Genomic DNA, 26,548 nt, shown 5'->3' with positions numbered 1-26,548 from the left:
GCGCGAGGCCGGACACGGTGAGGCAGCACACCACGAGGACCCGATGGCGGGTCCCGGCGGCGAGGCCGACGAGAGCCCCTGGACCGGTTCGGCCATCTCACCACCGTTTTCGCACCGTCCTCGCTCACGCGCGGCCGGGGTCATGCACGACGCCCTCCCCGAGCAGCCGAAGCAGGATTCCGGCGCCAGCGCCACCGTGCCGCGCACTCGGCACCGGCCCCCCGTCCGGCATAGAAACGTGGCTAGCCACAAGAAAACACTTGGCTAGCCACGCAATGGCTGCTACGTTTTACGTGTCCGGCCACATATTCGGGTCGGGCGCCCGGCTCACAAGGAGACAGCAGCCATGAAGGCCATCGTTTTCGACACGTTCGGCGGCACCGAGGTCCTGCACGAGGCGGACCTGGAGATCCCGCAGCCCGGCCCCGGCCAGGTCCGCGTCCGGGTCCACGCGGTCGGCGTCAACCCGGTGGACGGCAAGATCCGCTCCGGCGCCATGGAAGCGATCTTCCCCACCACGCTGCCCGCGATCCCCGGCGGCGAGATCGCCGGTGTCGTCGACGCCGTCGGGGCCGGAGTCGACCACCTCAAGGCCGGTGACGCGGTCCTCGGCTGGTCCGACACCGGCTCCTACGCCCAGTACGCCCTGGCCGACGCGACCGTCCTCGCGCTCAAGCCCGCCGGGCTCGACTGGACGCACGCCGCCGCCCTGCCCGTGGCGAGCGACGGTGCCGACCGCGCCCTGGACATCCTCGACGTCAAGGCGGGCGAGACCCTGCTCATCCATGGCGCCTCCGGCGCCCTCGGCACCATCGCCGTACAGCTCGCCGTCGCCCGAGGTGCCCGCGTCATCGGCACCGCCGGACCGGGCAACCAGGAGTACGTCACCTCCCTCGGCGCCACCGCGCTCGTCTACGGTGACCACCTCGTCGAGCGGGTCCGTGACCTCGCCCCCGACGGTATCGACGCCGTCCTCGACGCCGCGGGCAAGGGCGCCCTGGAGGACTCCCTCACCCTGCGCGGCACCACCGACCGGATCGTCACCACCGCCGACTTCCGCGCCCGCGAACTGGGCGTCGTCTTCTCCGAGGGACCCCAGCGCCGCTCGGCCGCCCGCCTCGCCGAACTGGCCCAGCAGGCCGCCGACGGCACCCTCGTCACCACCGTCGGCGCGACCCACCCGCTCTCCGACGCGGCCAAGGCCCAGCAGGCCAGCGACGCCGGACACAGCCGCGGAAAGCTCGTCCTCACCGTCGACTGACCCGCTCACGCCCGCACCCCCCTTCTACCGAGGAGAACCCGTGTTCGAGAACGTCGACCCCGCCCTGGACGCCCTGTGGGAGCCCGCCCGCGCCGGAAGCCTCCGGCTCCCGCACCGGCTGGCCATGGCACCGATGACCCGCAGCCGCTCCACCCCCGAAGGCGTGCCGACCGCGCTGAACGCCGAGTACTACGCGCAGCGCGCCTCGACCGCGCTGATCATCACCGAGGGCACCCAGCCCTCCTCCGACGGGCAGGGATATCTGCTCACCCCCGGCATCCACTCCCCCGCGCAGGTCGCCGGCTGGCGCAAGGTCACGGACGCCGTACATGCCGAGGGAGGCCGGATCGTCATCCAGTTGATGCACACCGGGCGGATCGCCCACCCCGAGAACACCCCGCACGGCCGGCAGCCGGTGGCACCCTCCGCGATCCGGCCCGCGGGCCTCATGTTCACCGCGGCCGGTATGCGGGAGATGCCCACGCCCCGTGCCCTGTCCACCGACGAAGTCGCCGCCACCGTCGACGACTTCCGGCGCGCCGCCGCCTACGCCGTCGAGGCGGGCGCGGACGGCGTGGAGATCCACGGCGCCAACGGCTACCTCATCCACCAGTTCCTGTCCGGCAACGCCAACGAGCGCACCGACCGCTACGGCGGCTCCGTCGCCCACCGCATCCGGTTCGCCGTCGACGTGGCCGCCGCGGTCGCCGACGAAATCGGCGCCGACCGTACCAGCATCCGTCTGTCCCCCGGCAACCCGTACAACGACATCCGCGAGGACGACACCCACGAGGTGTACCCGGCCCTCGTCCGCGCCCTCGCCCCGCTGGACCTCGCCTACCTGCACCTGATACACGCCGGTGACGAGGAACTGCTGCGCACCTTGCGGTCGCTGTGGCCGGGGACGCTGCTTCTCAACCGGGCCGGTGCCGAACTCGGCGTACGGGCCAAGGACGTATCGGACGGCCTCGCCGATGTCGTCACCGTCGGCGCGCCGGTCCTCGCCAACCCCGACCTCGTCGAGCGGCTACGCTCAGGGGCGCCGCTGAACGCCCCCGACCAGGCCACCTTCTACGGCGGCGGCGCGAGCGGCTACACCGACTACCCCGCCCTGAGCAGCGCGGAAGGAACACGATGACCGACCCGGCGTCCAGGCTCCCCGGCACGGCGCGCGACGGCCGCCTCAGCTACGCGATCTTCCAGCTGGCCCGCGCCCACCGTGCCCACGCCTCCGCCATGCTCCGCGAGATGAACCTGCACCCCGGGCAGGAGCTGCTCCTCATGCAGCTCTTCGACCGCGACGGCCAGACCCAGTCCGAGCTTCTGGACAGCGTGGGGCTGGACCACTCCACGGTCTCGAAGTCGCTGCGCCGTATGCAGGAGGCCGGGCTGCTGGTGCGCGAGCCGGCCGCGTACGACCGTCGGGTGATGATCGTCCATCTCACCGACAAGGGCCGCGCCATGCGGGAGCCGATCGAAGCCATGTGGCGCAGCCTGGAGGAGATCTCGGTCCGGGACCTGACGCCCGAGCAGATCGAGGCGTTCACCGAGGCGGCGTTCGCCATCGAGCGGTCCGTCAGGGACACCGGCCGCGAGGCCCTGCCGCACGCATAGGCCCGGCAGGGCGCCCGCCTCCCTCAGGAGCGCAGGATGAGGAGCACCGCCGCCGTCCCGAGCGGCGCCACCTCGACCGGGACCGCTTGGTCCTCGTCCAGGTCGAGGTCGCTCGGGGTCAGCCCCAGGTAGGTGGTGCGGGCGGCGCGTGCCACGGGGAACGGGGTACGCAGGCGACAGGTGACGGGGGCGTCCGCAAGGGACTGCAACCGCACCAGGAGCGTGCCGTCGCCGGGGACGGTGGCCCCGACCAGGCGCACCCGGGGATCGTCCAGGTCCAGGAAGTGGGTCCGCGCCGGGCACGCGGTCCCGGCGCCGCCCCGGGCCCGTACCGGCACCAGCGGATGGCTGGTGACCGCGGCGATCCGTGCGGCGAATACGTCGGCGTCGGTGTTCTCCTCGGCCGTGGCTGTGGCTGTGGCCGTGGCTTGGGTGAAGCCGGCGCTGTACCGGAAGACGTGGTCGAACCCCTGCTGGGAGGGGAAATTGGTGTCCCAGATGTTGTTGTGCACCCAGGAGAAGACGGTGCCGGGCTCCTCCCGCGGCAGCGACGGCGGGTAGGGGACGTACGGGATCGCGATGCCGCCGAGCTGGACGAGCGGCGCGTCGGCCGTCGCCAGGGCCGCGTGGTGGGTGCCGTCGCTCAGGCTGACCCAGCGCCGGATCGCCCGCATGTGGGCGGCCGAACCCGGCACGGTCTCGCGGTCGGTGCCGAGCACACCGCCCGTGGCCTCGGTGTGCACGACGGGGCGGTCGAGGGCGAAGGGGAACGCGAAGAAGGCGCTCTCCTTGGTCAGGGTCGCGTTCTTGTCGATGCGGTTCTCGATGTCGACGCGGGCCGCGTCGTGCGGCAGGTGCACGCGCACGCGAAGGCGCCGGGTGCCCGCCGGGGCGCATTCGTAGACGAGGGTCTGGCCGGTGGCGTCCGTGATGCGGTCCACGAGCGCGGCCGGCGGGGCGGTGCTGCGGGAGGCCAGCAGGTGCATCGAGTCGTCCGCGACGGTCTTGCTGGACTGGTGGTTGAACCCGCCCGCGGTGGCGTACTCGTCGTACACGTACCCGTTGAAGCCGACGACGGCGTCCTGGCGCACCATCTCGCGGCCAGTCCGTTTGTCGACGATGGAGGCGATGCACGCCTCGCGCAGGTCGACGGTCACGCGCAGGCGGTCGTTCTCCAGAACGCCCACCCCGGTGGGCTCGTCGTGCGGTACGGGGGACTCGGCGCCGGTGACGACGATGTCCAGGCGGACCGCCCCGCAGGCGGGCACGTCCGCGACGGGCACGTGCAGGAAGCGGCCCGCCGCGCGGTGGCGCTCGTTGCTCTGCGCCTCCTCGGCGCAGGGCAGCGGGTGACCGGTGCGTGCGTCGAGGACCTGGACCGGAGTGTCGAGGGCGACGGTGCTCTCCGGCAGGAAGAGGCGGGCGGTCTCGGTCCGTGGCCAGCTGCACGTGTTGACGACGTAGAAGGAGGCCGACGCGTCGTCCGCCGCGGCGAAGGCTTCGCCGAGGAGGGCGGAGGCGGCGTCCAGGAGCGTCTCGGCGTCGTCGTGGGCGCGCAGGGCCTGGGAGTACTTCCAGTGCCACTGCGTCTGCCCGGAGCCGTGGCCGTGGTCGCCATGGGTCCAGGGGTCGCCGGCGCCCCAGGTGTGTTCGTTGAAGAGTGAGGCGGAACGGTAGATGCCCGGAGCTTCGCCGGTCACTTCCGCGCCTCCGTCCACGCCCATGAGAGAGGCGTAGCCGGCCACGGTCTGTGCCTCGGCGAGGGCCGCCTGACCGCGTCGCATGGCGGCGAGCGGGACGGCGCCCGCGCCCACGCCGTCGACCCACCAGTCCGTCCAGTCGCCCCGGTAGGTCTCCAGGCGGTCGCCGACGCGCTGCTCGGCATCCTCGAAGAAGTCCTGGTTGCGGGAGGCGCGCAGCCGCGGGTACGCCCACTGTTCGTTCCAGCGGCGCACCGTGTCGGAGATGACCCGGCGCGGCGGGCCGTTGTCCGCGAACTTGCCGAGCACGCGCAGGTGCAGCACGTCCCACGGGTACGGGTCCGCCGTGTCGGGCAGGTCGAGCGCGGAGAAGCCGGGGATGCCGCGGCCCTGGTGGGGATAGGGATAGCGGGCCAGGGCGCTGAGGTAGGCGGGCAGCAGGTCGTCGACGTGGTCGTACGACTCGTCGAAGCCGAGGATGGAGCCCTCCATGTAGGCGAGGCCGTGCGGGGTGTCCGTGCGCCAGACCAGGACGCTGTTGCCGCTCGGCGTCTGCCAGCGGAAGAGGCGCGGGAGGTGCTCGCCGCCGACGAGGTGGGGGACGGCGCGGCCCGCCCAGTTGTGGGCGACGGACAGGTAGCGGATGCCGTTGTCCGCGAGGACGTCGGGCAGGCCGACCACTTGGCCGGGCACGTCCGTCTGCATGGCCGTGGTGATGTCGATGCCGTGCCGGTCGCGCAACTCGGTTACCGGGCGCAGGAGTTCGTGGAGTTCGTCGGTGGAGCAGGTCTCGGTGTGCAGGTTGAAGGGCATGGCGGTGAGTTCGACGCGGCCCTCGCGCACCCGGCCGAGGAAGTCCTCCACCTGGCGGCGGGGCCGGTTGGCCCGCCAGTCCTGGAAGGAGTGGAAGCCCTCGACGGCCCAGCGGAACCGGGCCGGGTCCGGCCAGTCGTCGGTGTCCCGGCAGAGTTCGAGGAGCGAGTCGAGATAGGCGCGGCTCTCGGCCATCACCCGGCCCTGCGGATCGGTGTAGCCGATGTCCAGGTGGGAGTGCTGGACGAGGTGCAGGGTCCAGTGGCGCTGCGGCGTCACCTGGAAGGCGATCTGTGTGCCCTCTTCGAGGTCGGGGAGTTCGATCAGCAAGGAGGTGGGCTCGGTCACCTCCGGGACCAGGAGGCGGAGGTCGTCGCCCGGACCCGGCACGATCTCGCAGGGGACGGGGGTGCCCCCGCTCGTGGTGACGTGGGCCCGGGTGACGCGTGGCAACGGGGCCGTGCTTCCGGGGCGGAGCACCGCGAGCCGGACGGACTGCAGCAGCCGTCCCTTTCCGTCGTGGCGCAGCAGTGGCTCCCCCGAGAGCCGTACCTGGAGACCGGCGAGGCCGGTGGTGATGGCGACGCGCTCCTTCAGGAGGTCGCGCGCGATGTCGGAGTCCCACCAGGATTGCCTGGTCAGCGGCGGCTTGGGCATGGGGCGTGAGGGTCCTTTGCGTCGGGCGGGTGCGGTGGTGCGGGTGCGGTGGTCCGGGTCGCCGCGTCAGGAGGTGGCGCGGTGGTCGGCTGTTTCGGGGCGGGTCGCTTCGGGGCGGCTCACCTCAGGGCGGGCCGCTCCGGGGCCGGTCGCTTCGGCGAGGGTGGCGAAGATCTGGACCATCGCCGACTGGTTGAGGGTCGCGGCCGGCGCCTGCGGGTCGTAGTCGCCGCCGTTGGACGGCTGGAAGCGGAACAGGCCGGTGGTGGTGTCGCGGTTGGACTTGTACGTGCTGTCCGCGTACGCGCTCATGGCCTTCAGGTAGGCCGGGTCGGGGTGTACGGAGTCCAGGTCGAGCAGGTCCTTGAAGTAGAAGGCGTTGAACACGGCCGGCTGGTCGTGCAGACGGCTGCCCTCGGTCCAGTGGGCGAGGGAGCCGCGCGCGTCCTCCACTGCCCTCTTCAGGTACCGGGCGTCCCCGGTACCGCGGTAGAGGGCGGTGGCGGTGCCGATCATCGCGCCCGAGTTGTAGGTCCACAGGGTCTCGTTGACGCTGCCGTCGTCGCCGCGGTCGTTGATGTACAGGCCGGGCGCCTTGCGCATGCAGGAGTACACCCAGCCGTACCACTGCCGCGCCTTGGTGAGGTACGTACGGTCGTGGGTGTGCGCGTAGAGGCGTGCGGCGAGTTGGGCGGACAAGGCGGTGACGTTGGTGGCGCGGATGGTGTTGGCGGGTGAGTCGTACCAGTCCATGCCGCCCGCGCAGCTCTTGCCGGTGTCGCCGTCCCAGGCGCGGGAGACGACGGGGATGACCTGCTCCGCCCGGTCGAGGAAGCGTGCGTCGCCTGTGGCCTCGTACTGGTCGAGCTGGGTCAGGGCCACGACGGCGTTGTCGTCGTAGTACACGTCGCCGCCGGTGCCGAGCGGGGCCGGGAGGTACGACGCGTAGCCCGGCCGCTCGCCGGAGGTGTGGTACAGCTCGGCGGTGTCGAAGCGGTCGGCCGCGTCCTGCCGGTAGGCGGCGCCGGTGCGCGGCAGGTGCTGCATGTCGACGGCCGCCTGCGCGGCCTCGCGGAACGGCCAGAGGAAGGAGTGGGCGGGGTCGCCGTCCTGGCGGGGTGTGTGCTCCAGGTAGAGGCCGTGCTGGTCGTCACCCTCGTACAGGTGTGTCTGCAGGGCTCGATAGGTGTCGGTGGCGCGGGCGGCCCAGGTGCCGGAGGGGACGGGGCGGACCCGGTCGGGGCTCTGGGCGTGGGCGGGGGCAGCGGTCCAGAGCAGCCCCGCGCAGAGGACGGGGGCGGTGGCACGGGTGAGCAGCGAGCGCAGCATGAGGGGTGCCCTTCGCGAACGGTCGGGGAGTTGAGAGAAGGCGGGTACGGCTCGGCGGTGGAGGAGGGAGGGCGTACGGCTCAGCCCTGCCGGGAGGGGGCGGCTCAGCCGTACGGACGGCTCAGCCGTGCGGGGAGACTGCGGGCTCAGCGATGGATCTTCAGGCTGCTGACGAAGAAGCGCTGGGCGCAGAAGAACAGCACCACGGTGGGGAGCGAGACCAGGAGGGCGCCGGCGAGGACGATGGGCGGTCCGACGTTGGAGTAGTTGCCCTGGAGGTCGGCGAGGGCGGCCATGACGGGCCGGATGTTGCGGCTCGTGACCATGGTGATGCCGAACATGAGGTCGTTCCAGACGGCCACGAACTGGAAGACGAACACGGCGATCATGGCGGACCGGGTCAGCGGGACGTGGATCTGCCAGAACACCCGCCACCAGGACGCGCCGTCCATGCGCGCGGCCTCGACGACCTCCCGGGGCAGGGTCAGCGCGTAGTTGCGCATGACGAAGAACGCGAACGGGACCGCGATCGCCGTGTAGATCAGCACCAGTCCGAGCTGGGTGTCGTAGAGCGAGGTGTGCGCGTAGGACAGGAACAGGGGGCGGAGGAAGACCTGGAGGGGCAGCAGGGTGCCGGAGTAGATCACCCAGAACCACCATGCCTGGCGTTTGACCGGCATGATGACCGTCGCGAAGGCGGCGAACCCGGCGAGCACCGCGGCGGCCAGGGCGCTGACCACGGAGTAGAGGAGGCTGTTGCCGAACGCCGGGCCCAGGTTGGCCTTCTCCCAGGCCTGCGACATGTTGTCGAAGAGCCCGAAGTCCTGGGGCAGCCAGTGCGGACTGCCGGAGTAACTCGCGGCGGGCACAAGTGCGTTGACGACCAGGAGCCAGGTGGGGACGAGCCACAGCAGGGCGAGTACCACGAGCGTGGTGTTGCGCAGAACGCGGCCGAAGGACATCGTCATCCGCCTTTCACGTCGAGCTGGCGGCGCAGGTAGAGCCAGGAGGCGGCCAGGACGATCATGGTGAGGACGACCGCGATCGCCGCTCCCGCGCCGGGCCGCAGTTCGAGGAAGGTCTCGTTGTACATGGAGACGGCGAGCGTCTCGGTGGCCCGTCCGGGGCCGCCCTGGGTGAGCACCCAGATCAGGTCGAACGACTTGAGGCCGTTGACCAGGCTCATGCCGATCACGATGATCGACACCGGCCGGAGCTGCGGCAGGACGATGTGGCGGAACTGCTGCCAGCCGCCCGCGCCGTCCAGCGCACCGGCCTCCAGCGTCTCGGGCGGGATGGACTGCAGTCCGACGAGGAAGAGGATGACGGCGACGCCGGTGGCCTGCCAGGCGTTGGCGAGGATCATCACGAGGGTGTTGCCGGGCCAGGTGAGCAGCCAGCCCTGGGCCAGCGAGTCGAGCCCGACACCGTTGAGGACCTGGTTGACGGCGCCGTCGGTGGTGAGCATGAAGTTCCACACCACGGCCACGGCGGACCCTGAGAGCGCGTACGGCAGCACGACGCAGAGCCGGGCCAGCCGGGAGAGGCGGCTCGCGTTGGTCATGCAGGCGATGGCGAGTCCGAGCACGAACGGGAGCGCGACCGTCCCCACCACCCACATCAGGGTGTTCTGGATGGAGCGGGACAGGGCCGGGTCGGAGGCGAACAGCGTGTAGTTGTCGAACCAGCTGAACGGCGCGGTCCGGGAGTCGCTGAAGAAGCTGCGGTAGACGGTCCACACGAACGGGGCCAGCAGGAACAGCGTGACCAGGAGGACGGCCGGGGCCATGAACCCGCCGGCCGCGAGGCGTTCACGCGCCCCCGCCCAGGTGTGCGCCCGGGGAGGGCGGACGGTCGTGCGCCGGGGCGTGGCAGGTCCGCCGGGCGGGCTCGGCGGGCGTTGCTCGGTCAGAGAAGTACTCATGCTTCGTCTCGCTTCCAGGCCGCCCATTCGCTCCGCGCGCGTTCTTCCATCCGGCGCAGTGTGGTGGCGGGAGAGGTCTGCCCGGCCATGAAGCCGCCGAGGTCGTTGGTGTTGCCCTGAATGAGGCTCGGCGGGCTGGCCTCCCAGTAACGGACAAGGGTGGTGCGGCGGTTGCGGGCGACGTCCCGCTGGAGCCCGGCCACCACCGGGTTGCTGGAGCGCACAGTCGGGTTGGCGGAGCTGTCCTCCAGGAAGTCGCTCCACACCCGCTGCACCGACGGGTCGAGCCAGGCCCCGACGTTCGCCATCGCCGCGTCGTGCGAGGAGGCGCGGCTGGGCACAGCGAACACACCCGACTCGGCGATGACGCTCTTCGGGGTCGAGGTACGCACCGTCGGGAGGATGAAGGCGCCGTACCCGGTGCCCGGCTTCATCCCCGCCGCCGACATGCCGGACGCCTGCCAGGTGCCGTGCAGGAACATGCCGACCGTGCCCTCCTTCAGCGCGCCGGGGCCGCGTGCCTGGTCGAAGTCGGGCGGTGTCATCCAGCCCTTGCGCATGAAGTCCTGCCAGAGGTCCATCGCCCGGCGGGCTGGCTCGTCGGTGTAGGAGGCCTCACCGGCCACCAGGCGGCGGTAGAAGTCCGGGTCGACCTTGCTGACCAGTTCCTGGAACCACTCGATCGCGGGCCAGCCGCCCACCTGGCTGGCGAGGAACGGCGTGATCTTGTGGCGTTTCAGGACCTCGGCGCAGTGCAGCAGCCCGTCCCAGTCGGTGGGGGCGGAGAGGCCGAGCCCGGCGAACACCGGCTTGCTGTAGAAGAGCACGTAGTACGACTCGTACAGCGGGATGCCGTACGCCGCGCCCCGGTAGGAGACGGCGTCGCGCGAGGTGCGGCGCACCCACCCCTTGGCCGCGTACCGCGCGAAGACGCGGGACAGGTCGGTGAGCCCTCCGGCCCGCGCCAGCCGCTTGAGCTGGTATCCGGAGGCCCACTTGACGAGGTCGGAGGACTTCGAGGTCTGCAGGGTCATCTGCACGACCTGCTGGTACGAGGTGACCGACGGGTTCGACAGCGGCCTGAGCGTGTAGCCGGTGATCTTCTCCAGCTCACGGCCCGCCGAGCGGTAGCCCTCGTCCCAGGTGGCGTTGTCGTTGGAAATGCTCGTGGTTCCCGGCTGTGCGGACGTGCTCACGCCCCGGGCGCAGCCTCCCGCGGCCAGAGCGGCCGCACCGGCGGCCGCCCCCGCGAGGAAGCGGCGCCGGGCGAGCGGTACGGCCGTACTGCTGGTCCTGCCCGATGCTGACATGGATCACCTTCACGGAAGCGGGCCACCTGTATGGCTGGATGTGCATCACGGGGCGCTTACGACGCCGGTGGAACAGGGGAGCTGCCCGGTGTGTGTTGCGTGGAGGTTAACGACACCATTCCTGCGGTAGCAAGACTTCACGCCGAAAAGAATGCGGCTCAAGAGACTGACGCAGAATTGCCGCAGGTCATAGCCATTTCGTTCAGGCGGAGGAGTGACGGATCGACCATGGACACCTTCGGCCAGGCATTGTTATCGTTAACTCGCTCGCCTCGCAGCCCATGAAGGAGCACCTGTGCCCGCGCCCCGTACGTACGACCCCCTCCCCACCTACCCGCCGGCCGCCGGAGAGGTGGTCGCCGGCTGGCCCGCTGCGGTCTCCGCGCTGCCGTCAGGACCCTTCGTCCTGGCCGTCGACGGACCGGCCGCGCTCGACTGGGCCGCGCTGGCCGAGGGCCTCGCGGCAGCCGTGCGCTCCGCGGGCCGCGACGTGCGGCTGCTCGATGTCCGTGACCACTACGCGCCGGCGGCCCACGAGCGGATAGCGGCCGAGCCCGTCCCCGCCGACGACCCGTTCTTCACCCCGCTGTCGCGCGGGGACGTCGCGGACCTCTTCGACGCGGTACCGCGGGCCGAACGGCCGACGGGCACCGCGGTGACGGTGGCCTTCGGGCCGGGCGCCGCGCTGTGCGGCCCGGACCTGCTCTGGTACGCGGACCTGCCGAAGCGGTACGCCGAAGCGGCGGTGGCCCAGCGCGCGCTGCCGGTCGGCGCCAACCTGGGGCGTCCGGGCGAAGCCGGCGACCTGGTCCGCCTCTTCTACACCGACTGGCCCGTGCTCGACCGGCACCGGGACGCGATCGCCGCACGCGTCGACCGCTGGATCGACGTGCAGGAACCGGCCCGCCCCGCCTCACTGGAGGGGGCCGCGCTGCGCGGCACGCTCGCGCGGCTGACCCGCGGGCCCGTGCGCACGCGCCCGTACTTCAACTCGACGCCGTGGGGCGGCCAATGGGCGGCCGGCGAACTCGGTTTCACTCCGCAGGCGGGCAACACCGCCCTCGGCTACGAGCTGATAGCGCCCGAGGCCGGTGTCGTCGTCGGCGAGAAGGACGGCCCCCAGGTCGAGATCCCCTTCCAATTGCTGTGCGCCGGACACCCCGAGGACATGCTCGGCGAGGACGTGCACTGCCGGTTCGGCACCTCCTTCCCGATCCGGTTCGACTACCTGGACACCATGGGCGGCGGCAACCTGTCCCTGCACCTGCACCCGCGGGAGCGGTACATGCGGGAGGTCTTCGGCTGGCCCTACACCCAGCACGAGACGTACTACGTCACGGCCTGCGACGAGGGCGCCCGCGTGCTGCTCGGCCTCACCGCGGAGGCGGACCTCGACACCATGCGGCGCCAGGTGGAGGAGGCCATCGCCGACGCCACCCCGATGCCCGTCGAGGAACACGTCCAGTCACACCCGTCGACACCCGGGCAGCTGTTCATGATCCCGGCGGGCACCCCGCACGCGTCCGGCGCGGGCAACCTCGTCCTCGAGGTCAGCGCCACCCCCTACCTGTACTCCCTGCGGCTGTACGACTGGCTCCGCAAGGACGCCACCGGAGCGTCCCGGCCCCTGCCGTACGAGCACGGGTTCGCCAACCTGGACACCGCGCGGCGCGGCGAGGACGTCACCAAGGACCTCGTGCAGGAGCCGCGTACCTCGCGCGCGGGCGAGGGCTGGCGCGAGGAGGTCATCGGCGCGCTGCCCGAGATGTTCTACGCGGTGCACCGTCATGTCGTGGCTCCGGGCGCGGCCCTGCCCGACGACACCGCGGGCCGCTTCCACATCCTCAACGTGGCCGCGGGGGCCGGTGCCGTCATCGAGTACGGCGACGGCGCCACCCACTCCCTCGCCTTCGCCGAGACCCTCACGATCCCCGCCGCCGTCGGCCCCTACCGCGTCCGCGCGCTGGGCGACGCCGAGGTGCGGGTCGTCAAGGCCCTGGTGGTCGACGCGTGACGACGGTTCCCGCGGGGCGGCCCCCGGCGCCCGTCCCGGTCCTCGACGTGGGCGGCACCCATGTCACGGCCGCGCTCGTCGACGTCGGCGCGGATCGCCCCGCACCCTCCGCCGTGATCCGGCTGCCCCTGGGCGCGCACGACGGGGCCGACGCCGTCCTCGACACCATCGCCGAGGCGGCGTCCGCCCTGCCCACCCGGCACGATCCCTGCTGGGGCGTGGCGATGCCCGGCCCCTTCGACTACGCCACCGGCGTCGGCCGCTTCACCGGCGTGGGCAAGTTCGAGTCCCTCCACGGCGTGGACGTCGGCCGCGGCCTGCGCGAGCGGCTGGCAGGACGTGCGCGGCGGCTGCGCTTCCTCAACGACGCCGACGCGTTCGCCATCGGCGAGCACAGAGCGGGCGCCGCGGCGGGCCGCGACCGCGTCGTGTGCCTGACCCTCGGCACGGGCGTGGGCTCCTCGTTCCTCTCCCTCGGCCGCCCGGTCCACACCGGCCCGGCAGTCCCGCCGAGCGGACACGTGCACCATCTGCGCGTCCACGGCGGCCCTTTGGAGAACACCGTGTCGCGCCGGGGCATCCGCGCCCACTACGAACGCCTCTCCCCCGCGCCGGACGGGCGAGGGACCCCCGACGTCCACGAGATAGCGGTGCGCGCCGAGAAGGGCGACGCCGCCGCGGCCCTGACCTTCCGCTACGCTTTCGACGCACTCGGCCAGGCGCTGGCGCCGTGGATCGACCGCTTCGAGGCCACCGCGGTCGTCGTCGGCGGCTCCATGGCCCGGTCGTGGCAGCTGATCCACCCCGCGTTCACCGCGGGGCTCGCCTCGGCCGGCGGACCGGACATACCGGTGTCGCCGGCGCGACAGCCCGAGGCCGCCCCGCTGATCGGGGCCGCCCACTGGGCGCGGAACGCGACATGACGACCAGCGTGCCGGACCAGGCAGGCAGCGAAAGGGGCAGGGGCATGACCGCTCGCCGGGGCAGCGGGCCGACCATGCAGGACGTCGGCAAGCTCGCACAGGTCAGCGCCATGACCGTGTCACGCGTGCTCAAGAACGACCCCGGCGTGTCGCAGGCGACCCGGGAACGGGTCTTCGCCGCCGTCGACCGCCTCGGCTACCGCCGCAACCAGACCGCGCGGAGCCTGCGCCTCGGCGGCAGCGGAATGATCGGCCTGGTCGTCACCAATCTCGCCAACCCCTTCTACTCACGCCTCGCCCTCGGCGTCCAGGAAGTCGCCACGCGGTACGGCTTCCGCATGCTCCTCAGCAACTCGGGCGAACAGGCCGACCGGGAGCCCGAACTCATCGACGACCTCGTCGACCACCAGGTCGAAGGACTGATCGTGGTCCCGGCGGGCAGCCGCCAGCACCACCTGGCTGCCGCCATGCGCCACGTCCCCGTCGTCCTGGCCGCGAGGCCGCCCGCCGGGATCGACACGGACTGCGTCCTCGTCGAGGACTTCCACGGCGCGCGCGAAGCGACCGCCTGCCTCCTGACCGAGGGACACACCCGCGTCGCCTTCCTCGGCAACCCGCCCGCGCTCTACACCGGCGCCGAACGCCTGCGCGGGTTCTGGGCCGCGCACGAGGAGGTCGGCGTCGCCCCGGACAACGCCCTCATCCGCCAGGGCCTCGTCGACTCCGCGACAGCCGAACGAGCCACCCTCGAACTCCTGGACCTGCCCGCCCCGCCCACCGCCCTGTTCTGCACCAACAACCGCCTCAGCCAGGGCGCCATCCGCGCCCTCTACAAGACGGGCCGCACCCTGCCCGTCGCCGGCTTCGACGACTTCGACCTGTCCGACGTCCTCGGCCTGCCGCTCACGCTCGTCTCCTACGACGCCGACGAGGTGGGCCGCCAGGCCGCGCGTCTGCTCATCGACCGCCTCGAACAAGGCGATACGGCTCCGCCGCCCTCCCGACGCGTCACCGTCCCGACCCGGGTCGTCCGGCATGGGACGGCTGCCGGGGGCGTGCCGGAGCGCTCGCACGAGGACTGCTGACACCTTCGGGGCCGGGGCCAGGTCCGGGTGCGGCTTCGGCTTCGGCTTCGGCGGACGACGGCCTCGCGTATGCCGTGCCGCAGGTACGTATGCCATGCCCCCTGTACGTGTGCCGCCCCGTGCACGTATGCCCGACCCCGTGCGGACTTCCGCGCCCCAGCCCTTCCGCCCGACCGCCGAAAGGCCCGCCCATGCGCTTCCCCACCAGCGTCCAGGACCACCCGATCGTCCAGCGGGCGGTACGACGGCTCGACGACCTCGGCGACCCGCGCCTCGGCCGGACGCTGACGCGCTGCCTCGACGACACCCTCGCCCGCACCATCCGGCCCATGCCCGACGGCACCGCCTTCGTCGTCACCGGCGACATCCCCGCCATGTGGCTGCGCGACTCCTCGACACAGCTGATGCCCTACCTCGCGCTCCTGGAGGACAACGCGCCCTTGCAGGACCTCGTACTCGCCGTGCTGCGCCGCCAGTTCCAGCAGATCGCCCGCAATCCCTACGCCAACGCCTTCAACGCCGAACCGTCCGGGCGCGCCCACGACCCGGACGACCTGTGCGAGGACCCGTGGGTGTGGGAGGCGAAGTACGAGGTCGACTCCCTCGCCTTCCCGCTCCTCCTCGCCCGTCGCTTCTGGGCGGCGACCGGGCGCACCGACCACGTCGCCGCCACTCTCCGGACGGCCCGCACCGCCATCGAGATCTGGCGCACGGAGCAGGACCACGAAGACCGCTCCACGTACCGCTTCCTCCGCCGGAACTGCCCGCCGAGCGACACCCTGCCGAACGCGGGACGCGGCACGCCCGTCGCCCGGACCGGGATGACCTGGAGCGGGTTCCGGCCCAGCGACGACGCGTGCGCCTACGGCTACAACATTCCCGCGAACCTGTGTGCCGCCGCCGCCCTCGACGGAACCGCCGAACTGGCCCGCCTCACCGACGACACGCAACTCGCCGAAGGAGCGGCCCAGTTGGCATCGGAGCTGCGTACCGCCGTCCTGCGCCACGGCACCGTCCACCACCCCGAGCACGGCGTGATCTACGCCTACGAGGTGGACGGCCACGGCAACACACTCCTCATGGACGACGCCAACATGCCGGGCCTGCTCTCCCTGCCCCTCGTCGCGAACATCCCGGCCACGGACCCCGTCTACCTCGCCACCCGCGGGTTCGTCCTCTCGTCCGCGAACCCCACCTGGCACCGGGGAGCGGCCGCCGAGGGCATCGGCAGCCCGCACACCCCCGACGGGCACATCTGGCCCATCGCGATCGCCGTACAAGGGCTGACCAGCACCGACCGTGCGGAGGGGTACACGGCCCTGAACACCCTCCTCGCGACCGACGCGGGGACGGGCCAGATGCACGAGTCGTTCCACAAGGACGACCCGCGGCGCTTCACCCGCCCCTGGTTCTCCTGGGCCAACGCCATGTACGCCGAACTCGCCCTCGACGTCGCCGGGCTCGGCTCCCGGCACCTGTGGGCCCCCGCGTGACAGCGGTGCCGGGCGCGGTGTCCGCACCGCGCCCGGCGGGTCACGTCCTCGGCGCCGCTCCCGGCGCTACGGCAGTCGCCAGTCCACCGGCTGCGCGCCCTGCTTGAGGAGCAGGTCGTTGGCACGGCTGAAGGGGCGGGAGCCGAAGAAGCCGCGATCGGCGGACATCGGTGAGGGGTGGGCCGATTCGATGGCGGGGTAGTCGCCGAGGTGCGGGCGCAGGTTGCGGGCGTCGCGGCCCCACAGGATCGAGACGAGGGGCTTGCCGCGCGCGACGAGGGCGCGGATCGCCTGCTCGGTGACCTCCTCCCAGCCCTTGCCGCGGTGGGCGGCCGGGTTGCCGGGGGCGGTCGTGAGCGCCCTGTTGAGGAGCAGCACGCCCTGCCTGGTCCACGGAGTGAGGTCGCCGTTGGAGGGCTGCGGGACACCGAGGTCGGCCTGGAGCTCGCGGTAGATGTTGACCAGCGAGCCCGGCAGACGCCGCACGTCGGGGGCGACGGCGAAGCTCAGGCCGATCGCCATACCGGGCGTCGGGTACGGGTCCTGACCGACGATCAGTACCTTGACCTCGTCCAGCGGCTGCTGGAAGGCGCGCAGGACGTTCTTCCCCGCGGGGAGGTACGTGCGCCCCGCCGCGATCTCGCCGCGCAGGAAGTCCCCCATGGCGGCGATCCGCCCGGCGACAGGGGCGAGGGCCTCGGCCCAGCCCGCTTCGACCACTTCGTTCAAGGGTTGTGCTGGCACGGTGTCACTCTATCGGCGCAGTGACGTACGTCCCAATCCCGGCCCGCGCCCGGCTCCCCCGGGGTGAGCGGGCCGAGGCACGGAGGGCTAGGCTGCCGCCCGCCCCGTCCCGTGAGCCCGAGGAGACCCGCTCATGCCGCCGTACGACACCGCTGGCCGTGAGCCCGTCGTGGTGGGCGTGGACTCGGGCGGTTCCGGGGTGCGCTTCGCGGTGGCGGGCGGCCCGTACCGGGAGCCGAGGGTGCTCGTCTCGCGCGTGCCCGTACGGACGGGGGCCGAGGGGATCTCGGCGGCGCACCTGCTCGAACAGCTCCTGCCCGCCGTGCGCGGCGCGCTGCCCGAGGGGGCGCGGCCCGCCGCGCTCGTGGTGGGCGCGGCGGGGATGGCGACGCTCGGCGCCGACCTGCGGGCCGTGCTTCCCGGGGCGCTCTCCGAGGCGCTCGGGCTGCCGGTGCTGGGACTCGCATCGGACGCGGCGACGGCCTACGCGGGCGCGCTCGGGCAGCGGGCGGGTGCCGTCGTCGCCGCCGGTACGGGGATGATCGCGCTCGGCACCGACCTGCGGGCCTGGCACCGCGCCGACGGCTGGGGCCACCTGCTCGGGGACGCGGGGAGCGGGGCGTGGATCGGGCGGGCCGGGCTCGACGCGGCGCTGCGGGCGCTCGACGGGCGGCCCGGGGGCTCGGCGGCACTGAGGCGCAGGGCCGAGGCGCGGTTCGGCGCGCTGCCGGGGCTGCCCGCGCTGCTGTACCCGCGTACCGACCGGGCGGCCGTCCTCGCCTCCTTCGCGCCGCAGGTCGCCGCCGCCGCGGACGAGGACGGGGACCCGCTCGCCGCCGGGGTGCTGCGCGACGCGGCGGGCCACATCGCGGCCTCCGCCGCGGCGGTCTGCCCGGCGGACGGCGTCGTCGCGCTCACCGGGGGCCTGTTCCGGATGGGGGCGCCGCTGCTCGGCCCCCTCGCCACGGAACTGGCGCGCGTCCTGCCGGACGCGGCGCGAGTGCCGGCGGCGGGCGATCCGCTGGACGGTGCCGTCCTGCTTGCCCGGGCGCTCGCCGGTGACGGGCTCCGACTGCCGCTGGACGAGGCGCACCTGACGGTGCGCCGGGTGTCCGGCTGAGTCGTGCCGGGCGGTGCCCGTGGGGGCTCGGCGACGTCTGGGACGGGGGGAGAAAGCGCGGGACACCGGCCCGTTCCCGTACCGACCGGAAAAATACGGACGGATACCGCGCACGCTCCCCCTGCCCGAACGACGAGCCGGTGGAAACCAGTACCATGCGGCGCCATGAGCACCCCCTCTGGGCCCGCATCCGGCCTGCCCGTCCGCATGCCCCGTCCGCGCCAGTCGGGACGGCACCGCCGCCCCGAACCGGTGGTGGCGCCCGACAACGCCCCCGCCCTCGTCCTGGCCGTGCCCGGGACCCCGGGCAAGGAGGTCCGGCAACTGGCGGACGAGGTCACGAGCATCGCCCGTTCCGAGCTGCCCGGCCTCGACGCGCACGTCGGCTACCTCGACAGCGAGGAGACCGACCCGGTCCAGGCCGAGTACCCGCAGCTGAGTGCCGTGCTCGCGCACGTCTCCGCGCAGCGCGCCGAGCGCCGCGCGCGGGCCGCCGAGGCGGGCGTCGACGTGCCCGCCGACGACGGTCCCGCCGCCGTCGTGGTGCCGCTGCTGGCCGGGCCCGACAGCGCGCTCCTGCGCCGGGTGCGGCAGGCCGTGAACGACAGCCGCGCGGTCGCCGAGCTGACCGCGGTGCTCGGCCCGCACCCGCTGCTCGCCGAAGCCCTGCACGTGCGCCTCTCCGAGGCCGGTCTCGCGCGCGCCGACCGGGCACGGCTGTTCACCGTCGCCACGGCCGCCGACGGGATCATCCTCGCCACGGTGGGCGGGGAGGAGGCCGTGCAGGCGGCCGGGATCACCGGCATGCTGCTCGCCGCGCGGCTCGCCGTGCCCGTCATGGCCGCCGCGCTCGACCAGGAGGGCGCGATCGCCGCGAAGGCGGCCGAGCTGCGCGAGGCCGGGGCGACGCAACTCGCGCTGGCCCCCTACCTCGTGGGCCCCGAGCTGGACGAAGGACTGCTGGGGAGCGCGGCCGAGGAGGCCGAGTGCCCGGCGGCCGAGCCGCTCGGCGCCTACCCGGCGATCGGCAAGCTCGTCGTCGACAAGTACACGGAGGCGCTGGGCATCGGCCAGGCCCGCGCCCAGGGCTTCCCGCAGCGCTGACCCGCCGCGGGGCCACCCGTCCGCCGTCCGCCCGTCGCCGCCGCGTGCTCATCCCGCAGGGCCCGCTCCCGGCGTGCGTACGTGCCGGAGCGGGCCCTGCGCGGCGTGCGGGCCCGGGCCCGTGCGGGCCCGGTGGAGAAGGCCGGCCTCAGGCGAAGACGACGCAGGAGGCGGCGGGCACGGCGACGGAGCCGGTCCTTTCCGGCACCCCGGTGCCGGGATCGACGGCGAACCAGGTGACATTGCCGCTGTGTTCGTTGGCCGTGTAGAGGAAGCGACCGCTGGGGTGCACGGCGAGGTCGCGCGGCCAGGCGCCGCCGCAGGGGACGGTCGTCACGAGGCGGGCCTCGTCGCCCACGAGCGCGAAGACCGAGACGACGTCCTCACCGCGCACGGCGGCCCACAGCCAGCGCCCGTCGGGCGAGACCCGCACCCCCGAGCCGTAGGCGTCGCCCCGCGGCGCGAGCGGCAGCAGCGCGCTCTCCATGACCGCCTTGAGCGTGCCCGCCCCGGCGTCCCAGCGGCACACCGTGAGGGTGGGTGACAGCTCGTTGAGGACGTAGAGGTGTCCCCCGTCCGGGTGGAAGACGAGGTGCCGGGGGCCCGAGCCGGGGCGCAGCGCGAACTCGCGGTGCACGACCGGCGCGCCGTCCACGAGCTTCAGCACGCGCACCGAGTCGGTGCCGAGGTCCACGGTGACGGCCCAGCGGCCCGAGGGGTCGGGCAGCACCTGGTGGGCGTGCGGCTCCTGCTGGCGCTGCGGGTGCGGCCCCGAGCCCTTGTGCGTGAGGACGCCCGAGACGGGACCGAGACGCCCGTCGGCGCGGACGGGGAGCGCCGAGACGCTACCAGAGTTGTAGTTCGCGGTCAGGAGGTGCCCGTCGTACAGACACAGGTGCGTGGGACCTTCCCCGCGTACGGGAACGGGCGGGCCGAGCGGCGTGGGCGCGCCCGCCGTGAGGTCGAGCGCGACGGCGGCCCCCTCGGTCGTCTCGCTGACCGCGTAGAGCCGCTCCCCCGCCGCGTCGAGCGCGAGGAACGAGGGGTCGGGCACCGTCCCGGTGACGCTCCGCGGGGTGAGCGCCCCGGTGGCCGCGTCCACCTCGGCGCGCGTGATGCCCTGGCCACCCCCTGCCGTGTATGACCCGATGTACGCCCGCCCGGCCCACGTACCGTCCACTGCTCCACCCCTCCGCGCCCGGCGGGCACCCCCCTCCGGGACGCCCCGGGCGACGGTAGCAGCCGGGCGGACGGGGGTCGGCGCTGGTGGCGGGGCGGGGCCGGGGCCCGTCCTTCTGGGGGAGGATGCCCCTCGGCGAGGCCCCGGTGGCTCCGGGTCCAACCGGGGGCGCGGGAGTCGTGCGGGCGCCCCCGGCACTTCGGCAGGGTCCGCACACAATCCCTCCCCACAACCGGCTCTCCGCCTGAGCGGCTGTCAAGGGCATACTGTTTCCCGTACAGCACAGGTGTACGACCACCCCTCAGCGGTCACACGACGGGTACGGATGCCGCTCGGGCCTCTACGACGGAAAGGCGGCGATGGCCGTGACTCTTCTCGGCGTGATCCTCGTCGTCCTCGGGGCATGGCTCCTCGCCTCGCTGGCACTCGGCCTCGTCCTCGCCCGGCACACCCACCGCGGCCTGCGCCGCAGGAACGGCGCCGCCCGCAGGCTCGTGATGCTGAAGGTCCCCGACGCGGCGGACGAGCGCCCCACCCTCTCCGCGCCTCAGCCGCCCGCGACGACAGGCCGCGGCACCCGCTGACCCGCCGTACCACCCACCGCCGCCCGCACACGGCCGCTCGACGACGAACGCCCTCCGGCGCCCCGTACGCCTCCGACGTGAGCGACGCCCGGCGGACTCACCCCCCGTGCGCGACGAGACGCACGGCGTCCGGCTGGACGTCCCCCGGCGGGACTCTCGCTAGAGAGGGCCGGAGCGCCACGTATCCGCGAGGCAATCGGTCGTCTGGCAGCTCGGTGGGCGATCTCCTCGCCCCCAGGAACCAGAGCCCGAACGGCCCGTCGCTCCCGTTCACTTCGGCAAAGGCCCTTCGAGCCTTCACCGAGCGGCGCCGGGGCAGCCGCTTCGGGCAATCACCGCCCTCCGCGATCCGTTCACTCCCGGAAGCCACCCCCGTCGGTCGCACTCGCGAATGCCGCGGCCCCGCACGGCCTTGTGCGGCCACCCTCGCACCGGTCCCGGCCCCCCTGCCCCGCCCAGGTCACCGTTCCCAACTGTCAGGTCCTGAACGTGGCCTCTTCGTGACCCCACAGCTACCAAAGCGAGGCCATGGGGCTCAACGCGCGGCGTGAACTGGGCTTTTCACACCTCGGGCGGCCCCGCACCGCCGTCACGGGGCCCGTATCGGCCTCGCGTACGACATACGCCGGCAACAGAACCGACTTCATCTCTTGACAGGCCGCCAGCCCAGGCAGCAACCTTCCGGCATCACGTGGGAACGCTCCCACGTCGGGCGTGGGAGCGTTCCTCAGGCCGTCGCACGCATGCGCGCAGCCCCACCGGCCTGAGCGGCACCGCTTCACCACCCGCTCCCACACGCCGCTTTCTCGACCCGGCACCGTTGCCGGAACTAGGAGTAGTGGAATGCGCATTACCCGAACGGCCCCCGGCCGCGCCAGGAAGAGCGTGGTCCTCGCGACCACGACCCTGACGGCCTGCGCCCTCGTACTGACCGGTTGCAGCGACGACTCCGACTCCTCGGACAAGGCGTCCGACGGATCGATCACCCTGACCGTCGCCGATTACGGCCAGTTCGGGTACAAGGAGGCGAAGCTCTTCGACGAGTACCACAAGCTCCACCCGAACATCACGGTCAAGGAAGACACCACCGCGAACGAGGCGGACTACTACCCGAAGCTGCTCCAGCAGCTCAACAGCAACAGTGGTCTCGGTGACGTCGTCGGGGTCGAGGTCGGGCGCGTCAAGGAGGTCACGGACACCCAGGCGGACAAGTTCGTCGACCTCAGCAAGTCGATCAACGTGGGCGACTGGGTCTCCTGGAAGGAGAAGCAGGCCACCACGAAGGACGGCGCGGTGATCGGCGCCGGCACCGACATCGGCCCGATGTCCCTGTGCTACCGCCGCGACCTCTTCGAGAAGGCGGGGCTGCCCGACGACCGCGAGACGGTGGCCAAGGCCGTCGCAGGCGGCTGGGAGGACTACATCAAGCTCGGTCAGGAGTACAAGAAGAAGGCGCCCGCGGGCACGTACTTCATGGACTCCGCGAGCGCCATGTTCAACGCCGTCGTCTCCTCGAACGCCGAGCAGTACTACGACAAGAGCGGCAAGGCGATCTACAAGGACAGCGCCAGCGTCAAGCAGGGCTGGAAGCTCGCCGCCGAGGTCGCCGACAAGAAGCTGAGCCAGGGCCTCGCGCAGTTCCAGGACCCGTGGACGAACGCGCTGCGCAAGGGCACGATCGCGACGGTGGCCTGCCCCGCGTGGATGGCCGCGCAGATCTCGACCAACTCAGGGGACGCCTTCAAGGGCAAGTGGGACATCGCCAAGTCGCCCGGTGACACGGCCGCCAACTGGGGCGGTTCCTTCCTGAGCGTTCCGAAGGGCGGCAAGCACGTCAAGGAGGCCACGGCGCTCGTCAAGTGGCTGACCGCTCCCGAGCAGCAGGCGAAGACCTTCAAGGCGGTCGGCATCTTCCCGTCCAACAAGAAGGCGTACGACCTCCCGGACGTGAAGACCGCGACGCTGCCGTACTTCAACAACGCACCGATCGGTGAGATCTACGCGGCCGAGGCCCAGGCGATCCCCGAGGCCGTCCTCGGCGCGAAGGACGCCTCGATCAAGGACGAGATCTCGAAGCAGATCAACAACATGGAGCAGCGCGGCACCAAGCCCGCCGACGCCTGGAAGGCGGCCACCGAGACCATCGACAAGTCGATCGGCTGACGGTGCGCCCGGGGTGGCCCGCGCGCCGGCGGGCCACCCCGGGCATCCCTTTCCCCGTCCGTCCGTCCTGGAAGGAAAGGACAACCGTGGCCACCTCCACCCCCACCAGGCCGTCCGCCACTCCCCCGCCCCCGGCGGGGGACGAGGCACGCGCCGAGGCACGCCGCCGGCTGCGCAGCCGGCTGTGGCGCCTGGACGACAAGGCGTCGCCGTACGCCTACATCGCCCCGTTCTTCCTCGTCTTCGCCGCCTTCGGTCTCTACCCGCTGCTCTACACCGGCTGGATCGCGCTGCACCGCGTCGAGCTGACCGGGCTCGACCAGTCCACCTGGATCGGGCTCGACAACTTCCAGCGCGTCCTGGGCGACAGCGAGTTCTGGGACGCGGTCGCGAACACCTTCATCATCGGTGTCATCTCGACCGTGCCACAGCTCCTCGTGGCGCTCGGCCTCGCCCACCTGCTCAACTACCGGCTGCGCGCCTCGACGTTCTGGCGCACGGTGATCCTCACCCCGTACGCGACCTCGGTGGCCACCGCCGCGCTGGTCTTCGCGCTCGTCTTCCGCCCCGACGGCGGTCTGCTCAACTACCTGCTGCACTTCGTCGGACTGGGCGACACCAACTGGGCCAACGGGCACTGGACTTCGAAGATCGCCATCTCGGTCATCGTCATCTGGCGCTGGACCGGCTACAACGCGCTCATCTACCTCGCCGCGATGCAGGCCGTGCCCGCCGACCTCTACGAGGCGGCGTCGATCGACGGGGCCTCGCGCTGGCAGCAGTTCCGCAAGGTGACGATCCCCTCGCTGCGGCCGACGATCCTCTTCACCATCGTCATCTCGACGATCGGCTCGATGCAGCTCTTCGGGGAGCCGCTGCTCCTGGAGGGCGGCACACTCGGTGCCACCGGAGGCAGCGAGCACCAGTACGAGACGCTGAGCATCTATCTCTACAACTACGGCTGGAAGCTCGGCCACCTCGGCCCGGCCGCCGCCGTGGCCTGGTCGATGCTCGCCCTGCTGCTGCTGATCGCGCTGATCCAGTGGCTGATCGGCCGCTTCCTGCGCAAGAGCGCGGGCTGAGAGGGAGCGAACCCATGACCACGACCACACCCACTCCTTCCGTGCTCGCCGCCACGGACCCCGCGGCCCCCGGACCGAAGACGTCCGGCCGAAGCCGCTTCCGCATCGGCGCCGGTGAGCAGTTGCGCGGCGGCCCGTTCACGTACATCGCTCTCGCGGTGGTCGGCCTGCTCTCCGTCTTCCCGCTGTACTGGACGCTGGTGGCCGCCTCGCACGATCAGCAGCGGGTGCTCGACAGCCCGCCGCCGTTCCTGCCGGGCGGCCGCCTGTGGCACAACCTCCAGGCGGCCTGGGAGCAGGCCAGCCTCGGCAAGGCGCTCGTGAACACCCTCATCGTCGCGGGCTGCATCACCGCGGCGACGCTGTTCTTCTGCACCCTGGCCGGGTACGCCTTCGCCAAGCTGCGCTTCCGCGGGCGCGGGGTCCTCATGACCGCGGTGATCGCGACGCTCACCATCCCGCCGCAGCTCAGCGTCGTCCCGCTGTTCATGATCATGTCGGACATCGGCTGGGGCGGAAAGCTCCCCTCCGTCATCTTCCCGACGCTCGTGAGCGCCTTCGGCGTCTTCTTCATGCGGCAGTACCTCATCGAGGCGCTGCCGTACGAGCTGATCGAGGCCGCCAAGGTGGACGGCGCGAACAACCTGCGCATCGTGCGCAGTGTCGTCCTGCCGGCCGCGCGGCCCGCCATGATGGTGCTCGGCATGCTGACCTTCGTGCAGGCGTGGAACGACTTCTTCTGGCCGTTCCTCGCGCTCAACCAGTCCAATCCGACGGTCCAGGTGGCGCTGGGCCAGCTCAGCGCCTCGTACACCCCCGATCAGTCGATCGTGATGGCGGGCGCGCTCATCAGCACCCTGCCGCTCATCGTGGTGTTCATCGTCTTCGGCAAGCAGATCGTGGGCGGCATCATGGCCGGCGCGGTCAAGGGCTGAGCTTTTCCTTCCTTCCCCTTCACTTCATGGGAGCGCTCTCATATGACCGCTGTACGACCCGAGTCCTCCTCTCGGCCGGATGCCGCGCCCGGCGCCTCGTCCTCCTCGTCCCCCACCGGCTTCCCCACCGGTTTCCTGTGGGGTGCCGCGACCGCTTCGTACCAGGTGGAGGGGGCCGCGACGCTGCACGGCCGGACCCCGTCGATCTGGGACACCTTCAGTCACACCCCCGGCAAGGTGCGCAACGGCGACACCGGTGACATCGCGGCGGACCACTACCACCGCTACCGCGAGGACGTCGCGCTGATGAAGGAGCTGGGCCTCGGCGCCTACCGCTTCTCCCTCTCCTGGTCGCGCGTGCAGCCCACGGGCCGCGGCCCGGCCGTCGAGCGGGGGCTCGACTTCTACCGGCGGCTGGTGGACTCGCTCCTGGAGGCCGGGATCACGCCGGTGGCGACGCTCTACCACTGGGATCTCCCGCAGGAGCTGGAGGACGCGGGCGGCTGGCCGCTGCGCGACACGGCCGAGCGCTTCGCGGACTACGCGGCGCTCGTCGCGGGGGCGCTCGGCGACCGCGTGCCGATGTGGACGACGCTCAACGAGCCGTGGTGCTCGGCGTTCCTCGGTTACGGCTCGGGGGTGCACGCCCCGGGCCGTACGGAGCCGGCGGCGACGCTGCGCGCGGCGCACCACCTCAACCTGGCGCACGGCAAGGGCGTCCAGGTGCTGCGCGGGCTGCTCCCCGCGGAGGCGCAGACCTCGATCACGCTCAATCTGCACCAGGTGCGCCCGCTCACGACGAGCCCCGAGGACGCGGACGCGGCGCGGCGGATCGACGAGGTGGGCAACCGGATCTTCACCGGCCCGCTGCTCGACGGCGGCTACCCGGAGGACCTGCGCCGGCGCACCGCACCGCTCGTGGACTGGGACGAGCTCGTGAGGCCCGGTGACCTGGAGACCATCGCGACGCCGTTCGACGTGCTCGGCGTCAACTACTACACGCCGACGATCGTCTCCGCCTCGGACGGCACGGGCGACGCGCGCGACGACGGGCACGGGGCGAGCGACCACTCGCCGTGGACCGGTTCCGAGGACGTCGCCTTCCACCTGGCCCCGGGTGAGCGCACGGCGATGAACTGGGCGGTCGACGCCTCGGGCCTGCACACCCTGCTCACCGAACTGCACGCGACGCACCCCGAGTTGCCGCTCATGGTGACCGAGAACGGCGCGGCCTTCGACGACTACGTCTCGCCCGAGGGCCGGGTCGAGGACCCCGAGCGCATCGCGTACCTGCACTCCCACCTGGAGGCGGTGCGGCAGGCGCTCGCGGACGGCGCGGACGTGCGCGGGTACTTCCTGTGGTCGCTGCTCGACAACTTCGAGTGGTCCTACGGGTACGCGAAGCGCTTCGGCGCGGTGTACGTGGACTACGCCTCGCAGCGGCGCATCCCGAAGGCGAGCGCCCACTGGTACGCGGAGGTGATCCGGCGCGGCGGGCTGCCGGGCTGAGGCC

The 26,548-nt window shown here is 72.3% G+C and carries 21 protein-coding genes; 14 read left to right on the top strand and 7 right to left on the bottom strand.

Annotated features, from left to right (window positions below; translation table 11 throughout):
- The first annotated feature begins 346 nt into the window (after window positions 1-346).
- From IF99_RS0106345 to IF99_RS0106335, 3 genes are read left to right on the top strand one after another with little or no spacing between them, the layout of a single operon-like run.
- On the top strand, window positions 347-1,261 hold the full coding sequence (locus IF99_RS0106345; protein WP_030995356.1) for an NADP-dependent oxidoreductase: 915 nt from the start codon (window positions 347-349) through the stop codon (window positions 1,259-1,261).
- A 40-nt stretch (window positions 1,262-1,301) separates the two neighbouring features.
- Entirely contained in the window at window positions 1,302-2,399 is a 1,098-nt protein-coding gene (locus IF99_RS0106340; RefSeq protein ID WP_420705644.1) for an alkene reductase, read from the top strand.
- Window positions 2,396-2,875, top strand: a complete 480-nt coding sequence (locus tag IF99_RS0106335) for a MarR family winged helix-turn-helix transcriptional regulator (protein ID WP_030995354.1) — start codon at window positions 2,396-2,398, stop codon at window positions 2,873-2,875. Before IF99_RS0106340 ends, IF99_RS0106335 begins: the two co-directional genes overlap by 4 nt.
- Before the next feature lie 23 nt (window positions 2,876-2,898).
- On the opposite strand, the gene IF99_RS0106330 is transcribed toward IF99_RS0106335, so the two are convergent.
- From IF99_RS0106330 to IF99_RS0106310, 5 genes are all read right to left on the bottom strand, one after another.
- Window positions 2,899-6,045 (bottom strand): glycoside hydrolase family 38 C-terminal domain-containing protein, encoded by a 3,147-nt coding sequence (locus tag IF99_RS0106330; RefSeq protein ID WP_030995353.1) that lies wholly within the window; start codon window positions 6,043-6,045, stop codon window positions 2,899-2,901.
- 66 nt (window positions 6,046-6,111) lie between these two features.
- Window positions 6,112-7,374, bottom strand: a complete 1,263-nt coding sequence (locus IF99_RS0106325) for a glycoside hydrolase family 76 protein (RefSeq protein WP_078655003.1) — start codon at window positions 7,372-7,374, stop codon at window positions 6,112-6,114.
- A 146-nt stretch (window positions 7,375-7,520) separates the two neighbouring features.
- Complete coding sequence (locus IF99_RS0106320) at window positions 7,521-8,342, bottom strand: carbohydrate ABC transporter permease (protein WP_030995351.1); 822 nt, start codon at window positions 8,340-8,342, stop codon at window positions 7,521-7,523.
- Window positions 8,339-9,298, bottom strand: coding sequence for a carbohydrate ABC transporter permease (locus tag IF99_RS0106315; protein ID WP_030995350.1), 960 nt, complete (start codon window positions 9,296-9,298; stop codon window positions 8,339-8,341). The genes IF99_RS0106320 and IF99_RS0106315 overlap by 4 nt, the downstream gene beginning before the upstream one ends.
- The gene (locus IF99_RS0106310) at window positions 9,295-10,608 is read right to left on the bottom strand and encodes an ABC transporter substrate-binding protein (protein ID WP_030995349.1); all 1,314 of its coding nucleotides are present in this window, start codon (window positions 10,606-10,608) and stop codon (window positions 9,295-9,297) included. The genes IF99_RS0106315 and IF99_RS0106310 overlap by 4 nt, the downstream gene beginning before the upstream one ends.
- Before the next feature lie 295 nt (window positions 10,609-10,903).
- On the opposite strand from IF99_RS0106310, the gene IF99_RS34715 reads away from it, so the two are divergent.
- The 4 genes from IF99_RS34715 (at window position 10,904) to IF99_RS0106290 (ending at window position 16,123) form a co-directional block, all read left to right on the top strand.
- The gene (locus IF99_RS34715) at window positions 10,904-12,622 is read left to right on the top strand and encodes a class I mannose-6-phosphate isomerase (RefSeq protein ID WP_030995348.1); all 1,719 of its coding nucleotides are present in this window, start codon (window positions 10,904-10,906) and stop codon (window positions 12,620-12,622) included.
- On the top strand, window positions 12,619-13,545 hold the full coding sequence (locus IF99_RS34710; protein WP_030995347.1) for an ROK family protein: 927 nt from the start codon (window positions 12,619-12,621) through the stop codon (window positions 13,543-13,545). The genes IF99_RS34715 and IF99_RS34710 overlap by 4 nt, the downstream gene beginning before the upstream one ends.
- Window positions 13,546-13,589: 44 nt before the next feature.
- Window positions 13,590-14,630 (top strand): LacI family DNA-binding transcriptional regulator, encoded by a 1,041-nt coding sequence (locus IF99_RS0106295; protein ID WP_030995346.1) that lies wholly within the window; start codon window positions 13,590-13,592, stop codon window positions 14,628-14,630.
- A gap of 191 nt (window positions 14,631-14,821) precedes the next feature.
- Window positions 14,822-16,123 (top strand): glycoside hydrolase family 125 protein, encoded by a 1,302-nt coding sequence (locus IF99_RS0106290; protein WP_030995345.1) that lies wholly within the window; start codon window positions 14,822-14,824, stop codon window positions 16,121-16,123.
- A 66-nt stretch (window positions 16,124-16,189) separates the two neighbouring features.
- Here the strand turns inward: IF99_RS0106290 and IF99_RS0106285 are convergent, their stop codons facing one another.
- On the bottom strand, window positions 16,190-16,867 hold the full coding sequence (locus IF99_RS0106285) for a uracil-DNA glycosylase (protein WP_107048940.1): 678 nt from the start codon (window positions 16,865-16,867) through the stop codon (window positions 16,190-16,192).
- Window positions 16,868-17,000: 133 nt separating this feature from the next.
- Here IF99_RS0106285 and IF99_RS0106280 point away from each other — a divergent pair, with 133 nt between their 5' ends.
- Together IF99_RS0106280 and IF99_RS0106275 are read left to right on the top strand one after the other, a co-directional pair.
- A complete protein-coding gene (locus IF99_RS0106280; protein WP_030995343.1) occupies window positions 17,001-17,987 on the top strand; it encodes an N-acetylglucosamine kinase in 987 nt (328 codons plus the stop codon).
- 165 nt (window positions 17,988-18,152) lie between these two features.
- Complete coding sequence (locus IF99_RS0106275) at window positions 18,153-19,091, top strand: sirohydrochlorin chelatase (RefSeq protein ID WP_199806460.1); 939 nt, start codon at window positions 18,153-18,155, stop codon at window positions 19,089-19,091.
- A gap of 148 nt (window positions 19,092-19,239) precedes the next feature.
- Here the strand turns inward: IF99_RS0106275 and IF99_RS0106270 are convergent, their stop codons facing one another.
- On the bottom strand, window positions 19,240-20,271 hold the full coding sequence (locus IF99_RS0106270) for a lactonase family protein (protein ID WP_030995341.1): 1,032 nt from the start codon (window positions 20,269-20,271) through the stop codon (window positions 19,240-19,242).
- Window positions 20,272-20,630: 359 nt separating this feature from the next.
- Here IF99_RS0106270 and IF99_RS0106265 point away from each other — a divergent pair, with 359 nt between their 5' ends.
- From IF99_RS0106265 to IF99_RS0106245, 5 genes are all read left to right on the top strand, one after another.
- A complete protein-coding gene (locus tag IF99_RS0106265; RefSeq protein ID WP_030995340.1) occupies window positions 20,631-20,855 on the top strand; it encodes a hypothetical protein in 225 nt (74 codons plus the stop codon).
- Between the two features lie 843 nt (window positions 20,856-21,698).
- On the top strand, window positions 21,699-23,018 hold the full coding sequence (locus IF99_RS0106260) for an extracellular solute-binding protein (RefSeq protein WP_030995339.1): 1,320 nt from the start codon (window positions 21,699-21,701) through the stop codon (window positions 23,016-23,018).
- An 86-nt stretch (window positions 23,019-23,104) separates the two neighbouring features.
- Window positions 23,105-24,100 carry a carbohydrate ABC transporter permease gene (locus IF99_RS0106255; protein WP_030995338.1) on the top strand — a complete coding sequence of 332 codons (996 nt, stop codon included), beginning with the start codon at window positions 23,105-23,107 and terminating at the stop codon, window positions 24,098-24,100.
- A 14-nt stretch (window positions 24,101-24,114) separates the two neighbouring features.
- The gene (locus IF99_RS0106250; protein ID WP_030995337.1) at window positions 24,115-25,035 is read left to right on the top strand and encodes a carbohydrate ABC transporter permease; all 921 of its coding nucleotides are present in this window, start codon (window positions 24,115-24,117) and stop codon (window positions 25,033-25,035) included.
- Between the two features lie 42 nt (window positions 25,036-25,077).
- Complete coding sequence (locus IF99_RS0106245; RefSeq protein ID WP_030995336.1) at window positions 25,078-26,544, top strand: GH1 family beta-glucosidase; 1,467 nt, start codon at window positions 25,078-25,080, stop codon at window positions 26,542-26,544.
- The last annotated feature ends 4 nt before the right edge of the window (window positions 26,545-26,548 follow it).

The organism is Streptomyces sp. NRRL F-5630 (genome assembly GCF_000719475.1).
Lineage (GTDB): Bacteria > Actinomycetota > Actinomycetes > Streptomycetales > Streptomycetaceae > Streptomyces.
This window is presented reverse-complemented; position numbering and strand designations above follow the sequence as displayed.

Coding starts and splice junctions, on each gene's coding strand:
- IF99_RS0106280 (WP_030995343.1), top strand. CDS start 17,001: ATGCCGCCGTACGACACCGCTGGCCGTGAGCCCGTCGTGGTGGGCGTG.
- IF99_RS0106275 (WP_199806460.1), top strand. CDS start 18,153: ATGAGCACCCCCTCTGGGCCCGCATCCGGCCTGCCCGTCCGCATGCCC.
- IF99_RS0106345 (WP_030995356.1), top strand. CDS start 347: ATGAAGGCCATCGTTTTCGACACGTTCGGCGGCACCGAGGTCCTGCAC.
- IF99_RS0106325 (WP_078655003.1), bottom strand. CDS start 7,374: ATGCTGCGCTCGCTGCTCACCCGTGCCACCGCCCCCGTCCTCTGCGCG.
- IF99_RS0106330 (WP_030995353.1), bottom strand. CDS start 6,045: ATGCCCAAGCCGCCGCTGACCAGGCAATCCTGGTGGGACTCCGACATC.
- IF99_RS0106310 (WP_030995349.1), bottom strand. CDS start 10,608: ATGTCAGCATCGGGCAGGACCAGCAGTACGGCCGTACCGCTCGCCCGG.
- IF99_RS0106320 (WP_030995351.1), bottom strand. CDS start 8,342: ATGACGATGTCCTTCGGCCGCGTTCTGCGCAACACCACGCTCGTGGTA.
- IF99_RS0106335 (WP_030995354.1), top strand. CDS start 2,396: ATGACCGACCCGGCGTCCAGGCTCCCCGGCACGGCGCGCGACGGCCGC.
- IF99_RS0106265 (WP_030995340.1), top strand. CDS start 20,631: ATGGCCGTGACTCTTCTCGGCGTGATCCTCGTCGTCCTCGGGGCATGG.
- IF99_RS0106250 (WP_030995337.1), top strand. CDS start 24,115: ATGACCACGACCACACCCACTCCTTCCGTGCTCGCCGCCACGGACCCC.
- IF99_RS0106295 (WP_030995346.1), top strand. CDS start 13,590: ATGACCGCTCGCCGGGGCAGCGGGCCGACCATGCAGGACGTCGGCAAG.
- IF99_RS0106315 (WP_030995350.1), bottom strand. CDS start 9,298: ATGAGTACTTCTCTGACCGAGCAACGCCCGCCGAGCCCGCCCGGCGGA.
- IF99_RS0106290 (WP_030995345.1), top strand. CDS start 14,822: ATGCGCTTCCCCACCAGCGTCCAGGACCACCCGATCGTCCAGCGGGCG.
- IF99_RS0106245 (WP_030995336.1), top strand. CDS start 25,078: ATGACCGCTGTACGACCCGAGTCCTCCTCTCGGCCGGATGCCGCGCCC.
- IF99_RS0106260 (WP_030995339.1), top strand. CDS start 21,699: ATGCGCATTACCCGAACGGCCCCCGGCCGCGCCAGGAAGAGCGTGGTC.